Origin of the sequence: Candidatus Avelusimicrobium aviculae (assembly GCF_949292495.1) — a bacterium.
Taxonomy (GTDB): Bacteria; Elusimicrobiota; Elusimicrobia; order Elusimicrobiales; family Elusimicrobiaceae; genus Avelusimicrobium; species Avelusimicrobium aviculae.
Genome location: NZ_CASEZB010000016.1, coordinates 42,901 through 57,081 on the forward strand (window position 1 = coordinate 42,901; position 14,181 = coordinate 57,081).

Here is a 14,181-nt window from a genome sequence, read left to right on the forward strand (position 1 = left end):
AGAAACGCCCATACAAGGCTTTTTCCGCCCCACTAAATACTCTAAAACCAAAATAAAACAGACAGGTTTTACGGCGATGAATGAAGCGCAAAGCCCACAAGAAGGCATTTCATTAGAAAGGTCTTTTAACTGATTGGACTGGAAGTGTGGAATGGGTATTTCTATTAGAAGGTGGGTGCTCTTTTCTTGTTTATCAGGAAAAATACAATGAACCCCTGCTCTGATAGAGGGGAAGGGTTTGAGTTGTTTGAATTTGATAGAATAGAGGCTACCAAAGTATATGAATAGCAAAAATTTGAAAAGGAATTTATAAAAGAAAAATGAAAAAGAACCCCGCAAATTTTGTGAAAGATTCATCTATTCTGCTGGCGGCCGGAATAGGCGTTGGAAGCGTGTTGGGGCTGTACTTGTTTCTGGTGATTTCTAAGCTTATTATGGTTTTTGGGCTGTCTGGCTCTTATTTTGATGGATTGACATCTGTTGAAATCATGCGGGCGTTTGGGGTATCTTTTACTTACGATGCATATGTCATTGCCTGCTTTTTGCTTCCGTTGATTGTATTGCTCTTCATCCCAATTAAGGGGAAATGGTTCTTGAAAACGGTAGCCACTTTTATTGTGTTTGTTTTGTGCGCTTTATTCTTTTTTACCGTTGGAGACATTTTGTTTTTTAGCCTTTTCTTTACTCATCTGCGCACGGAACCCATTACGGCGTTGGCGCATATCCCTTTTATTCTTTCTATGTCTTTTTTGACTTATTGGTATATTACTATCCCTTTGATTGGGATAATTGGCTGTTTGATGTATTTCCTATATAAGCTCATTGATAAATATTACCAGCCCCCCTTATATCAGTGGAGAGCGTGCAGTATAAGACTGGGAATTATTCTTTTGATAGGTTTTAGCATTATTTTTGGAATTAAAGGGAAGCTGTCTTTTCATGGCAGAAGCTTAAGTTTTATGCCAGCCCAGCAGCTATTAAATCCTAAAATGACGGACATTGCCTTAAATGGGGTTTTTTCTGCTTGGAGTAGTTTGCGCCATTATCAAAAGCGGGAGTTGTTTTTCCCGGAAGAAGAAGCGGTTTCTTTTGTGAAACAGCGCGTTCTTTTGCCGCAGGACACCCCTTTAGACAGCCAGTATCCGCTGTGGCGTACGGGGCCCAAGCAGCAGCGTAAATTAAATGCGGTAATTATTTTGTTGGAAAGTTGGGATAAAAAATATTTAAATGCCCGGCCGGATATTACTCCCTTTTTTCACCGTATTAAAGAAAAATCCTTATATTATGACCACTTTTATTCTTCCGGCTCACGGAGTTTATTGGGGGTCACTTCGGCTTTTTTTACCATTCCTTATGTGGCGGGCCTTCCTTATTTAAATACAGGTTTGGAAAGTTATAACTTTTCACGCTGGGCGGAAACGCTGCGGCAAGCCGGCTGGCATACTTTATTTTTGCAGAGTGATTATCGTTTGTCAGAAAAAGCCGCCAATTGGACAAAGTACTTGGGTTTTGAAAAATTTTATGGGAAGGAAGATATCCCCGTATTAGCGGATTATCCCTCTTTTAATAAAGGATTTGATAAAGACGCCGCCGCTTTCTTTTTCCAGCAGCTTCATCAAATTGCAAAGCCCTTTTTTGCCGTATTTTATACTTCTTCTACCCACTCCCCGTATACGGCGGTTTTGTCGCGGCAGCATATGCCTTTCCCAAACCCTCAAAACCAATATGAACAATATTATAACCGGTTAAATTATGCAGACGCGGCCTTGGAAGAATTTTTTGAAAAAGCCCAAAAAGAAGATTGGTTTTCCGATACGGTTTTCTTTATTTTCCCAGATCACCGCGCTATTTTCAGCGCAACCCCTTTGGCAGAAACAGAAACGCCTTATGATTCTTTTCTATTAGTGTATGCTCCCGGGTTGCTCCCGCCCGGAAATCAAGACAGCGTGGTGGCTACGCCGGAAGATGTATTGCCCTCCGTATTTGATTTGATAGGGGCGCCTATCTCGTTTGCTTCGGCTGGGAGCAGTCTTTTTGACAGCAACCGGACGGACGAAAAATTTGTTTATGCTGAGAACGGAGATATTTATGTTTTTAGCCCCCTGGGGGGTACTTCTTTTACTTTACAGGAATTGAAAAATAATCCTCTTGCTGATTGGCCTGCCCAGGCAAAAAATGCCGTTTTGTTTAATGAGGGTTTATATCACATTATTAAGCAGAACCGTATCTCCCCTAAACAGTAATCGTATAACTACATAGGGCTGGGTAGAGAAATTTTTATCATAGGGGTGTACCTGGGATTTGGCGGTAAAAAAGCTCCCTTTTACAAAAAAGGCACTTTTAATGAAGTGCCTTTTTGTTTTTCTGCCAGAAGAAATAGTACTTTAAAGCTATTTCAATCCTTTTTTCATGAATAGCTGGGTATTGGATTTCTTGTAATGGGAAATTTGGTACAGCAAGTAATCCGTACCTGGTACCGCCATAGGGCCGCTTAATTTGGCTCCGCATTTTTCTGCAGGCAGGGAGATAAAAATTTCATCTTTCCCTGTGGAAATATGGTGGGCGCGGATGACTTCGCACCAGACGGGTTTTGCGGGGTCTTGCGGATCATTCGTTTCATAATAAAACACATCGCCCTGGCAGAACACATATTCCGGCGGGCCGAAATATTCGGGTGTGATTTCTTTGGCTAACTTCAGTTTTTTAGTCTTTTTAAGTTTATCATCATGCCATACTGCATCATAAGGGGCTACGTAATCGCAGCCGTCGCAGTCAGCGGGTTTACGGCTGCCTGTCAAGGTAATATATTGGGTTTTTTCTTTATTGCAATAAAAGGTTAACGGGGGGGGTCTTTTTGGGTTGATATTGATAAGGTGCCAATTTGTTTTCTGCAAACTGGTCGGGATATCCGTTCCATACGCCCTGCACCAAAGCAAGAGCCGGCTTGTCAGGGGAAAATTTAATTAAATTTCCGCCATTTTCTATATACAAATCACCTTCGGGCGTGTTATAGAAAGCAATTCCTTCCGAGGCATATGTAAAATCTTCCGCAACGAGCAAGCTTCCGTCCGGCTGCGCTAGCCCCTGTGAGTAAACGGCCATTTGGCTCATCACAAAAGCGTTTTCTCCAGGGCGTTTCTCTTCTTTAGTATCTGTAATGTCCGTATCCTGTGCATATAAGACGCAGGATATGAGGAGTAAAATGGGTAAATATAAAAGTTTGTTTATTTTTTTGTTGGTAATAGGAGAATATAACTAATTTTTTTGGCCTATTTGCTCTAATTAAGTGTTCCTGCGAGCCAAAGCCACCACAGGGTTGCCACGATAAATTCCAATGCCAGATAAATGCCCCACTTGCTTAGCAAAGGTTTTTCTTTATGCAATAACCACCAACAAAATCCACACCCAAGCGAGAGCGGCAAATAAGTCCACAAGTACAAAGAAACATCATCTGTTTTCCCGTCCGGAAAAATCCACATGGCAAGGCATCCAATTAGTGGCATTATCCCTGCGAACATCGTCGTCCAACAACCCAGAGCCCGCCAAGTCTGCTTTTTCCCATGACAAAGCCATAGTGCATACCCAACATAAGCAATAGCGCTCAAATCGTACAGTACAACAGCCGTCCACCAACGCCAAGTTTCATCAGGCGTATGATATTGGGTAATCATATCAGACGTACCGTTGGCGGCCAAGTACAATGTGCCTAGAGCCACCAGATAAAACAAGGCGAAGCGGATGATTTTGCACATAATAAAGGCTCCGTTAGAGCCTTTATTATACCATTTACTTTTTATATTTTACGATAAGAGGAGCGGCTTTCTGGTTTTTTCCCCGATATTTTTCTATAAAATTACAAAACTCCACATCCTTGTCTGGCAGGTCAATACATCCCTTGCTGCCAGGGGTTGTTCCGCCATGAATAAAAAAACCGCTTCTTCCGCTTTCTTCCTTTTGTTTTGGGGTTTGGTTTATATTTGTCCGATAATTTCCCCATGCAAATTCTCCTCCGGGGTATGCACCAAACTTTTTCCCAAAGAGCCAACCCGACCCCACCACTCCTATTATCTTGTCTAGTGGGGTAGGTCTGTCAATTTTTTGCGGACTGATAATATATTCCCCTTCGGGAACAGGCCCTTGGTCTTTTTCTTGTTGGCGTTGAGGTGAGTAGTCAAAAAAACCGTTTTGTGGTTTGCCGGAAACAGCGGGTAATCTTTGCGTTATTTTGACTCCGTTTTTGTCTTGGGCGATTGTGGTTAAATAGTTGCCGTCAAAGGTGATGGATTTGATTTCTTGTTTTGTTTCCCTTTCCGATAAATCATAGGGAACAACCCGTTTTGGTTTGCCGTTTATGATGAGGAATACATCATCTTGAGGATTGTGAGTTTTATCCATATTTTCTCCCTGTATTTTTAGTATAGTGCAAAGGGGGGGAAGATTTGATAATACAAAAGCGCAGGGCTATGTTTAGGGGGTGTATTGTGGTGTTGTTATTGCGAGTGGAAATAGTAGCGGAAAATATAATATAAATTAATTATACAAAAAAATGAAGACTGTGTCAAGTTTAACAGAAAGCAGAAGTAAGAAGCTATAGATGGTACAATCGCGATTCTGCATTTTCAACAAGCAGAGAAAAAGGGGAAATTTTTGAGGTCTTTGATTTACAAAAAAGTGCTCTGTGTGCAGATAGGAACTAGTATTCACAAAACACTGAGGATCATTTTGGAGGATGGAACAAAAAAGACACCTTGTAACAGGTGTCTTTTTAAATGGACGGATACGGCGTGCGGACTGCCAAAGGCGGTAAGAGGGGGAAAGTCAAATCCCTGTTTATCAGGCAAAATACAGGGAAAAACCGTAAAATTTGCCCTTTGTATGTGGGCGGGAAAGTGAGTGCCCCGCTTATTTTATACGGAGGATTTGCCTTTGCATATACATTCCCTATCCCCTGGAACAGGGAAAAACAGGGATTAAAATACTTTTATTAAATTTTGTTTGTGCGTATATCCCTGTAAATTATTTTGCAAAACGGGATACCAGTTGCCTTGTTTTTCCCCGGGCCAGACCCAAACATAGGTATCGTTTTTCATTTCTCCGACCACTTCTCCGTTGGGTTCCTTGCGCACGTTGGCGGGTCCGTCTACACGGTAGAGAACGGGTTCGCTTCTGGGGCGGTATGGGCGGGCAATACTCCCTTTTGCTATAAAATCCACGGATATATCCCATTCAGGCGTATATTTTTGGCGGTTGACGGCAAAATATGGGCCGCCGTAAAAGGCCTCGCCGTCAAAGCAGCCCACGCTTTTAAGCGGGCTTTCCACTAGCAGGTTAAAATTTTCTATGGAGCCTTGCCAGTTGTTGGCGGTAGTGAGAATGTATTCCACATAATCTTGGGCGTCTAAGTGCTGCCAGGAATAGGTGCGTTCTTTTTTCGGTATAAATACGAAATCCTGATATTTTTGGCTATCTTCATCTATACACTTAGAAAAAGGCGTACCTACATTTGTAGTCATTGCCGTGGGAACATACGTATGCCGGACAGAAACGGTTTTTCCTGCCGGGAATGTTTGCTGCCAAGAGTAAGAAAGTTGTTTCTGCCACGCGTCTGTCATTTCCCAGGCTTGCACTTCTCCTCTGACTGGGTCTAGAATCCAACCGTATTTTAAGATGTTTTTATCAATAAAAGGCTGTCGTTCTTTCGGCTGCAACATTTCAACCCGGCGGGCTAATTCCGCTTCAGAGATGATTTCTTCCTCTGTATAAAAGAGGACGGGGACAAGGGCTGTAATGTCTGTTTCACCGCTTAGAATAGTCCAATTTTTTTCATATTTTACAGGCTTGTCATTGACCCATAATTTAAACTCATAATCATGGGCAAGGTCGCCTTGCGGGAAAGTCTCTACGGCTGGCATTTGGGGCAGGGGGAAGAAAACTTGGGTAGTAATATCTTTGTCCGTGGTGTTTTCAAACAGATAATTTACTTCTATCTGCCCGGGGCGAATATAGAGTGCCTCGGTTTTCATTTTAATGCCGTCTTGTTTTTCAAACACTACTCCTCCCGTGGGCAACACAGTGCCAGAAGTGTCGTTGGCACGGGCGGACATGCAGAAAAGGCAAATGAGCAGAATGAACAATAATTTCTTCATTTTTTAGTATTTTTTTGAATAAAAGTTTGGTATTCTTTGACGGCTTTTTCCGTTTGTGTCGGCGTTAGTTTGGGGCGCACCACAAGCTGGCTTTTGCGGGGGGAGCCTTCGGAATCCTGCAAATAAAAAATCCAATTTGTACCCGGTATTCCAATGGGGTTATAGGGATAGAGGGCGGATTTCTCTTTTGTCTCGTACGGGGTGGCGGCATAAGCCCCGCGGGTGTGGTTTTGTAAATCACAAAAGAAGATGCCGCGCCGGGCTTTATTTCTTCCCGGCCAGGGGAAATCGTCAAAGCCGTCATAATAGAGTATATTTTCGTCGCAATAAGCAAATTGGCCGGGTGGAAAATCTATCACCGGGACGGGGCATTCTTCGCGGGCAAACGTATGTTGTTTCCCGTCCTTATGCCAGATGATTTTGTAAAATACGTCATTTTCTTCTCCGGGGGCGCCCTTTTTGATTTGCTCTATAAATTCTACCGAGGAATTTTCCCCGCACGGAAGCGAAAAATTCTTTCCGTCTAAATGCGGGACGGCAAATTCTGCTAAAAATTGTTTCTCAAATTCTTTGTAATTATCTTGCCACAATTGAAAACTTTCCAAGATAGGCAGGGGGGCTGCCGGGATAAGATGAAAATAAAGAGTCCCGGACCAATTAAAATATAAATTATTTTCTCTTATAAAGTAATCCGTCCATTCATTGTTATAGGTAAATTCTCCTAATACATAGGCCCCGTTCTCATCTGGTTTAGGCATATTAAACATTCGGAAGCGGGAATAAACGACAGCTTCTGTGTCTTTGGGGGTATCCTCCTGATTGGTGGGCAGGGGATCGGCCTGCCCACTTACCCAACATATACTAAGCAAAAATAACGCAAATAAATGTTTCATCTTTTTATTATACATTTATTCTTTTTCCTTTTCTTTTTTAGGGCCCGTGTATTCATAGTAATCCATATGGGGTTCCCGCGGCGTGCTAAACTGTTCACTTAAAGAGCCTCCTTCGGTTATTTGTTTAGTGTCTGTATTATATCCATCTACCGAAGGTACTTCTCCTCCCCATTTGCCGGAGCGCTTCATCCCTGCTTTGGGGTTTAGCAGTACGATATGCCCATGTTCGGCATTATTGGGATTGTGATAAGTGGCCACCACCGTGCCGCCGGCTTCGGCGCGGCGTTGGGCTTCTTGGTGGTCTAATTTACCGGTAGAATGGCCCAGCGCATCTACTTTTTTAGGCAGTTTTTCCCAGCCGGAACCTTTTTTATCCATATCTTCAATCATTTGGTTTGCGTTTTTGTCGGGTTCCATATAGATACCTTGCTGAAGAAGTCTGTTGCGGGCATAGATGTTGCAGTAAGGTTTTTGCTCTGGGTTCTTTTGAGGGTCTTGTTTGTCGTCTAATTCTTTTTGGCTTTTATTTAAAATGGTATCCCATTGGGCGGGAGAAATATCTTGTTTGGATAGCTTACCGTCTTGAATATCCTGGTCTATTTCCTGCCAGCTTTTTTGGTCGTCTTGCCATTTTTTCAAATAGGAAGCATACTCATCGGGATTTTCACGTTTATACCGGCTGATTTCTTTACCAACGGCAATAGGCGTTTTGGGGTAGTTTTCCTTAGCGGTCTGTTCGTCGGCAATATCCCAGAACCGCTTTGCGGGGGACCGGGTGCCGGGCAGTTGGGAATGCCTGCCTGCTTGTAAATCTTGTTCAGAAGGCTTTTCTCCTACTTGGAGTTTTTGGGGGGAAGAACTGCCCCCCAGTTCTTGTTGAATCTTTTCCCGTTCTTTAGAATAATCTTTTTTGCCGTACATACGGGTGGAAAAACTGTCTTGAAGGGCTTGCTGGCGTTCTAAATATTCTATTTCTTGAAGACGTCTTTCCGATATATTTTGGCGCAGCGGATGAAGGGTTTTGTTTTGATTTGGCATATAATTAGTCCTGAGGTGAGATAATACGTCAAAACGGAAGGCGCAGATACAGAGGTAACAGAAAGCCCCTTGGGCAGAAGAAGGGACGGCGCCAAACGGCCCGCCTGAAAGCGGGCTATGCTGTAAAGAAAAACTAAAAAGGATTGTACGGCAGGAAATATCTATAAATATATTATAGTATAAAATAGTTATAAAAGTCAAGTTTTTATAAAGGTAAGGGATGAAGTAGGCAATAGAAAAAATGAGTTGGTATGATATAGACAAATATAAAATAATAATAGGATTCTGAATAATTTTTTTGAATAGTTGAGAAGGCGATGAGGGCTATTCCCCCGTTAGAGAAAAAGCCCGGAAAAGGTCCTTTTTGTTGTATCTCTAAAAGCTCTCTGGGACGGGAATGTATAAAAATGGTGGGGAATTTCCGACGGGAGCCGGGCCATAAGGGTAACAAAAAAGACACTTCGTAAGAAGTGCCTTTCTAAATGGTCGGGGCGGCGGGATTCGAACCCACGACCTCACGGTCCCGAACCGTGCGCGCTACCATCTGCGCTACGCCCCGTATAATAATTTTAAATGGTCGGGAAGGCGGGACTCGAACCCGCGATCTCTCGCACCCCAAGCGAGCGCTCTACCTCTGAGCCACTCCCCGAAATAAAGGTGGTTTCTTTCAACCACCTTTATATTTTATCATTCTTTTATTAAATCTTCCAGCGTTTCTTTAATTTCCGTCAGAAACTTAATATCTGTATGAGGCTGCGGGGCTTTATTTGATATATTTGGCAACTGATATTTGCCTAATTGCTTTTTTGCCCCTTCTAAGGTAAGTTTATGTTTGTAGATTAAGTCTTTTATTTTTAGGATAGTGTAAACGTCTTCTTTGGTATATCGGCGGTGGCCGCTTTCTTTGCGTATGGGTTTAATAAGGCCAAATTCCGCTTCCCAGTAGCGCACGGAGTATTCCGGCACACCAGTAATGCGTTTTACATCTCCTATAGAAAAATAATCTTTTTGTTCCAGTTCTTCCAGTCCCATATTCTTATTATATCAATTTGTGCTTTTGTTTGACTTTCATTGGTCACGCTCTTTAGAATAAAAATATTGGGGATTAGTTAATATAAATACTTGTTTGTTGGAGAAGATAATAAAGTTTGTAAGGCCTCCGCTCCGTTAGAAAATAAAATATGTTTGGCTTTTGGTGGGGGTATGAAACATAAAGCGGTTTTATATACGTGTTATTTCTTTTAGTGATACAAAATAGACGGAAGGCCGACAAGGCCTTTGGATATATTTATAAAATGATCTTTGCCGGAATTTTAACAAAATAAAAAGCCGCAGCAGATATCAAATTCCGTTGCGGCTAATATTTGTTTATTGATACTTATTTGGCTTTGTGTTTTACGGGTTCGCCGTAGTAAGCTTTTAAGTACAGTTCTTTAATTTCGCTGATTAACGGATAGCGGGCGTTTCCGCCGGTGCACTGGTCGTCAAAGGCCAGTTCGGAAAGTTTATCCAAGTTATCCAAGAATTCCTTTTCCGGTATGCCGTATTCTTTGATAGAGCGGGGGATATTGAGTTTGTGTTTCAAATCTTCCACCATATCAATCAGTTTTTGCACTTTGGCGTCTTTGTCATCACCCAAGTTGTTGTGGGGGAGCAAAAAGTCCACAATCTTGCCGTAGCGTCCCTTTACAAACGGGTATTTATACTGCGGGAACAAGCCCTGTTTGGTGGGTTTATCCGTGGCGTTGAACTCAATTACGTAAGAGAGCAGCAGCGCGTTGGCCAACCCGTGCGGAACGTGGTACATGGCCCCCAGTTTGTGCGCCATGGAGTGGGAAAGCCCCAAGAAGGCGTTGGCAAACGCCATACCGGCAATGGTGGCGGCGTAGTGCATTTTCTCACGCGCGTTGATGTCTTTGGCGCCTAAGGTGTAGGATTTTTCCAAATATTTAAACACTAAGCGCATGGCTTCTAAGGCTTGGCCGTCCGTAAAGTTGGTGGCGTATACGGAGGTGTAGGCTTCAATGGCGTGGGTGAGTACGTCCAAGCCGGAGAAAGCCGTCAAGCTTTTAGGCATACCCAGCACAAATTCCGGGTCAATAATGGCCATATCCGGGGTTAAGGCATAATCCGTAATGGCGTATTTGGTGCCGGTTTTTTCATCGGTGATGATGGTGAACGGGGTCACTTCAGAACCGGTACCGGAGGTGGTGGGGATAGCCACCATAGTAGCTTTCTTGCCAAGCGGCGGGGCCGCGTAAATGCGTTTGCGGATATCCATAAAGCGCATGGCGATGTCTTCAAAGCTGGTGTCCGGGTTTTCATACATTAACCACACCATTTTGCCTTCGTCAATGGCGCTGCCGCCGCCTAGGGCGATGATTAAATCCGGCTGCCAGGAATTGGCAATAGCCAACGCTTCTTCCACGTTGGTGATGTTCGGGTCCGGCAATACGTTGGAAAACACGCGGAATTTGATGTTCTGGCTTTCCAAAACGTCCGCCACGGCGCGCACATGGCCCAGCTGTTCCATGGTTTTATCGGTAATGATGTAGGCGCGCTGTTTGTCTTTTAATTCCGCCATAGCTTGGGAGAGTGCGCCGCGTTTAAAATAAATTTTGGAAGGTACTTTATACCAGTACATATTTTCGCGGCGTTCCGCCACGGATTTTACGTTCATAAGGTGTTTTACTCCAATGTTTTCGCTGACAGAGTTCCCACCCCAAGAGCCGCAGCCCAAGGTAAGGGAGGGGGCCAATTTAAAGTTATACACGTCCCCAATAGCGCCCTGGGAAGAAGGAATGTTAATAAGCGTGCGGGCGGTGGGCATATCTTTAAACATATCAATATGCTCTTCATTGGCTTCATCCGTATACAAGACGGAGGTGTGTCCGGCGCCTCCGTACAGGATTAAATCCCGTGCCAAGTCTACGGCGTGTTTAAAATCTTTGGCGCGGTAAAAGCCCAGCACGGGGGAAAGTTTTTCCCGGGCGAAGACTTCTTCGTCATTTACGGCGGCGGCTTCCGCAATTAAAATTTTGGTTCCGGCGGGTACTTTAATCCCGGCCATTTGGGCGATTTTTTCCGCGCTTTGGCCCACAATGGCGGAGTTTAATTTCCCGTTGACCACAATGGTTTCAGCCAATTTTTTGCGGTCTTTACCGGTTACAAAATGGCATCCGCGGGCGATAAATTCCTGTTTTACTTCATCGTATACGGCATCTTCCACCACTACGGATTGTTCACTGGCGCAAATCATGCCGTTGTCAAAGGTTTTGCTCATGATAATGGAGCTGACGGCCATTTTAATATTGGCGGTGGCATCAATAACGGCCGGGGTGTTGCCCGCCCCTACGCCGATAGCCGGCTTACCGGAAGAGTAGGCCGCTTTTACCATGCCCGGGCCGCCGGTAGCCAAAATTAAATTGATGTGCGGGTGGTGCATTAGCGCGTTAGAAAGCGCCATGGTGGGGTTTTCTATCCAGCCGATAATGCCTTCCGGCGCGCCGGCCGCTACGGCCGCTTCCAACACCAGGCGGGCGGCTTCAATGGTGCATTTTTTGGCCCGCGGATGGGGGGAAAATACAATCCCGTTGCGGGTTTTAAGCGCCAATAAGCTTTTAAAAATGGCGGTGGAAGTGGGGTTGGTGGTAGGGATTACGCCCGCTATTACGCCGATAGGTTCGGCCACTTGGCGGTAGCCAAAAGCGTCATCGTCAGACAGTACCCCGCAGGTTTTGGTGTCTTTATATTGGTTGTAAATGTATTCAGAGGCAAATTGGTTTTTAATCACTTTATCTTCCATTACCCCCATGCCGGTTTCTTCCACGGCCATTTTAGATAACGGAATGCGGTGCTGCGCGGCGGCGATGGCCGCGGCCCGGAAAATTTTATCTACTTGTTCTTGCGTGTAAGTTGCGTAAATGCGCTGGGCCGCTTTCACTTTGTCTACGATTTTGTCCAGCATGGACAATTCTTCGGCTGTGGCTTGGGCCGGCGCGGTTTGTTTCTTTTCCGCCATAATTTGGTTTCTCCTTGTGAAAATATCCTGTTTTATACTTTACTGGATATTTTTATATCTATATTTTATATATTGCTATAAATATTGTCAATATTGTATATACAATATATTTTTAAGAACTTGACAAATTAAGCCTTAAAAAATATATTATAGATATTGTAATATCCACAAAAAATGTTTTTTCTCAGAGGAAATATGGGCTTTTTTCATCATAAAAAAGAAATCAGCGTACAAACTATCCGCCGTTTGCCCCAGTATTTGCGTATTTTTTATAATTTGCACGGGTACGGGAGGGAGTTGGTGTCTTCCACCGCGTTGGCGCAGGAAACACAGCTTTTGCCTATTGTAATTAAGAAAGATTTGCAGGCTGTGGGGGCCCCCAGCAAATTGCGCGCCGGTTTTAAAGTGGCCGGAACCATAGCCGCCATAGAAAAGTTTTTAGGCTGGGACAATTTAAACAAAGCCTTTATGGTGGGGGTGGGGCATTTGGGGTCCGCCCTGCTTGGCTTTCAGGGATTTAAAAACCACGGGCTGGAAATTGTGGCCGCCTTTGACACCCACCCGGAAAAAGTTTCCGCCGAGGTAAACGGCGTACACGTTTATCATACGGCCCAGCTGGCTACGGTGATAGAAAAATTAAACTTAAAAATAGCCATACTTACCGTGCCCGCTTCCGCCGCGCAGGGCATAACGGATACCTTGGTTAACGCGGGCATAAAAGCAATTTGGAACTTTGCCCCCGTAAACCTAACCGTTCCGCCGGATGTGGTGGTGCAGAAAGAAGATATTTCCTCCGGCTTGGCGGAACTTTGCGCCAAGCTGAAACGTTAAATAGTATCCGTATTTAAATAAAACCCCCGGCTTTACTAGGCCGGGGTTTTTTGTAGATGTCATAAACTTTTTGATAGGTGTATTAATGATGGGGCGCCGGGTCAAACAGGCGGCCGGTTAGTATGGTTTTAAACAGGTTAAACTGCTTGTCAAAAAGCACCACGTCAGCCGTTTGGCCGGGGGCTAAGGAGCCTCTGCCCGCCAAGCCCAGCAAACGCGCCGGCACGGCCCCAGCGCAGGCAACCGCCTGCGGCAGGCTAAAGCCAAAACGGGTTAAGTTTTCCACTCCTTTTAGCATGGTTAAGGCAGAACCCGCTATCACTTTATCCGTTTTGCGCCGCCATACGCCGCCTTCCAGCACCACTTCTTCCCCGTTGGCGGTAAAGGGCCCTTGGGGTCGGCCGGTGGGTTTTAACGCGTCGGTTACCAAAGCGATGTTTTGGGGCGGTTTCACGCGGCCCAAAAAGCCCACTATGTCCGGGTGTACGTGTACGCCGTCCGCAATGATTTCGCAGGATATTTCCGGGTGCATAAGCACCGCTCCCGCCGCGCCCGGGGCCCTATGGGTAAACGGACTCATGGCGTTAAACAAGTGGGTGGTGTGGGTAACGCCTTGGCGCGCGCCTTGTAAAAATTCCTCATACGTGGCGTTGGTATGCCCCGCCTGCATAAGAATATGGTGTTCTTTGCAAAAAGAGATAATGGGTTCCAGCCCGGGCAGTTCCGGCGCTAAGGTGATATTGGCAATATGCCCCTGGGCCGCTTCGTACAATTTAGGCAACAAGTCCGGGCGCGGGGGGAGAATATCCTGGGGTTTCATAACGCCCGGTTTGGCGGGGGAGATAAAAGGCCCCTCCAGGTGAAAGCCGATGAGTTTTGCCCCTTTTTCTTTTCCAAACGCGCCTGCCGTGGCGGATAATATACGCAGCATTTGCTCGGGCGTACCGCAATACAGCGTGGGGCAAAAAGCGCCCACGCCGCAGGTCCCTAACGCCAAAGACATTTCAAGCAAATCTTCTTCCCGGGCGGTTTCCGGCCCGAAACCGGCGTATCCGTGTATGTGTGTGTCTATAAAAGCGGGGGCGGCGTAAGCGCCGCAGGCGTCCAGTATTTGGGCGTCCGCCGGGAGTTCTTCCACCTGGCTGTTAGGCAGCAGGGCGGATATATACCCGTTTTCCACCACCAAAGTATGCTGGGGTTTTATTTCACTGTCCGTCACGGCGGACACATTGAGTATAAAAAGTTTGTTCAT

At 45.1% G+C, this 14,181-nt stretch carries 12 protein-coding genes and 2 tRNA genes; 2 read left to right on the forward strand and 12 right to left on the reverse strand.

The window, feature by feature from the left end; all coding sequences use genetic code 11:
* Positions 1–320 precede the first annotated feature (320 nt).
* Positions 321–2,243 (forward strand): LTA synthase family protein, encoded by a 1,923-nt coding sequence (locus tag ACQY33_RS03615; RefSeq protein ID WP_428074031.1) that lies wholly within the window; start codon positions 321–323, stop codon positions 2,241–2,243.
* Positions 2,244–2,390: 147 nt separating this feature from the next.
* Here the strand turns inward: ACQY33_RS03615 and ACQY33_RS03620 are convergent, their stop codons facing one another.
* The 11 genes from ACQY33_RS03620 to adhE form a co-directional block, all read right to left on the reverse strand.
* Entirely contained in the window at positions 2,391–2,798 is a 408-nt protein-coding gene (locus ACQY33_RS03620; RefSeq protein ID WP_428074033.1) for a hypothetical protein, read from the reverse strand.
* 22 nt (positions 2,799–2,820) lie between these two features.
* Positions 2,821–3,114: a hypothetical protein gene (locus ACQY33_RS03625; RefSeq protein WP_428074034.1), complete on the reverse strand. Its 294-nt coding sequence runs from the start codon at positions 3,112–3,114 to the stop codon at positions 2,821–2,823.
* A gap of 164 nt (positions 3,115–3,278) precedes the next feature.
* Positions 3,279–3,752, reverse strand: coding sequence for a hypothetical protein (locus ACQY33_RS03630; protein ID WP_428074036.1), 474 nt, complete (start codon positions 3,750–3,752; stop codon positions 3,279–3,281).
* Positions 3,753–3,786: 34 nt separating this feature from the next.
* Positions 3,787–4,395 carry a L,D-transpeptidase gene (locus ACQY33_RS03635; protein ID WP_428074038.1) on the reverse strand — a complete coding sequence of 203 codons (609 nt, stop codon included), beginning with the start codon at positions 4,393–4,395 and terminating at the stop codon, positions 3,787–3,789.
* Positions 4,396–4,970: 575 nt separating this feature from the next.
* Complete coding sequence (locus ACQY33_RS03640; RefSeq protein ID WP_428074040.1) at positions 4,971–6,146, reverse strand: DUF4424 family protein; 1,176 nt, start codon at positions 6,144–6,146, stop codon at positions 4,971–4,973.
* A complete protein-coding gene (locus ACQY33_RS03645) occupies positions 6,143–7,039 on the reverse strand; it encodes a hypothetical protein (protein WP_428074042.1) in 897 nt (298 codons plus the stop codon). The genes ACQY33_RS03640 and ACQY33_RS03645 overlap by 4 nt, the downstream gene beginning before the upstream one ends.
* A 15-nt stretch (positions 7,040–7,054) precedes the next feature.
* On the reverse strand, positions 7,055–8,077 hold the full coding sequence (locus ACQY33_RS03650; protein WP_428074044.1) for a hypothetical protein: 1,023 nt from the start codon (positions 8,075–8,077) through the stop codon (positions 7,055–7,057).
* A 483-nt stretch (positions 8,078–8,560) separates the two neighbouring features.
* Positions 8,561–8,636: transfer RNA gene (locus ACQY33_RS03655), tRNA-Pro, on the reverse strand.
* Positions 8,637–8,651: 15 nt separating this feature from the next.
* Positions 8,652–8,726, reverse strand: a tRNA-Pro gene (locus ACQY33_RS03660).
* 38 nt (positions 8,727–8,764) lie between these two features.
* Positions 8,765–9,109, reverse strand: coding sequence for a MerR family transcriptional regulator (locus ACQY33_RS03665; RefSeq protein WP_428074046.1), 345 nt, complete (start codon positions 9,107–9,109; stop codon positions 8,765–8,767).
* A gap of 346 nt (positions 9,110–9,455) precedes the next feature.
* Positions 9,456–12,098 (reverse strand): bifunctional acetaldehyde-CoA/alcohol dehydrogenase, encoded by a 2,643-nt coding sequence (gene adhE, locus ACQY33_RS03670; protein ID WP_428074048.1) that lies wholly within the window; start codon positions 12,096–12,098, stop codon positions 9,456–9,458.
* Positions 12,099–12,293: 195 nt separating this feature from the next.
* Here adhE and ACQY33_RS03675 point away from each other — a divergent pair, with 195 nt between their 5' ends.
* Entirely contained in the window at positions 12,294–12,929 is a 636-nt protein-coding gene (locus ACQY33_RS03675; protein ID WP_428074050.1) for a redox-sensing transcriptional repressor Rex, read from the forward strand.
* Between the two features lie 82 nt (positions 12,930–13,011).
* On the opposite strand, the gene nagA is transcribed toward ACQY33_RS03675, so the two are convergent.
* Positions 13,012–14,181, reverse strand: a complete 1,170-nt coding sequence (nagA, locus tag ACQY33_RS03680) for an N-acetylglucosamine-6-phosphate deacetylase (protein ID WP_428074052.1) — start codon at positions 14,179–14,181, stop codon at positions 13,012–13,014.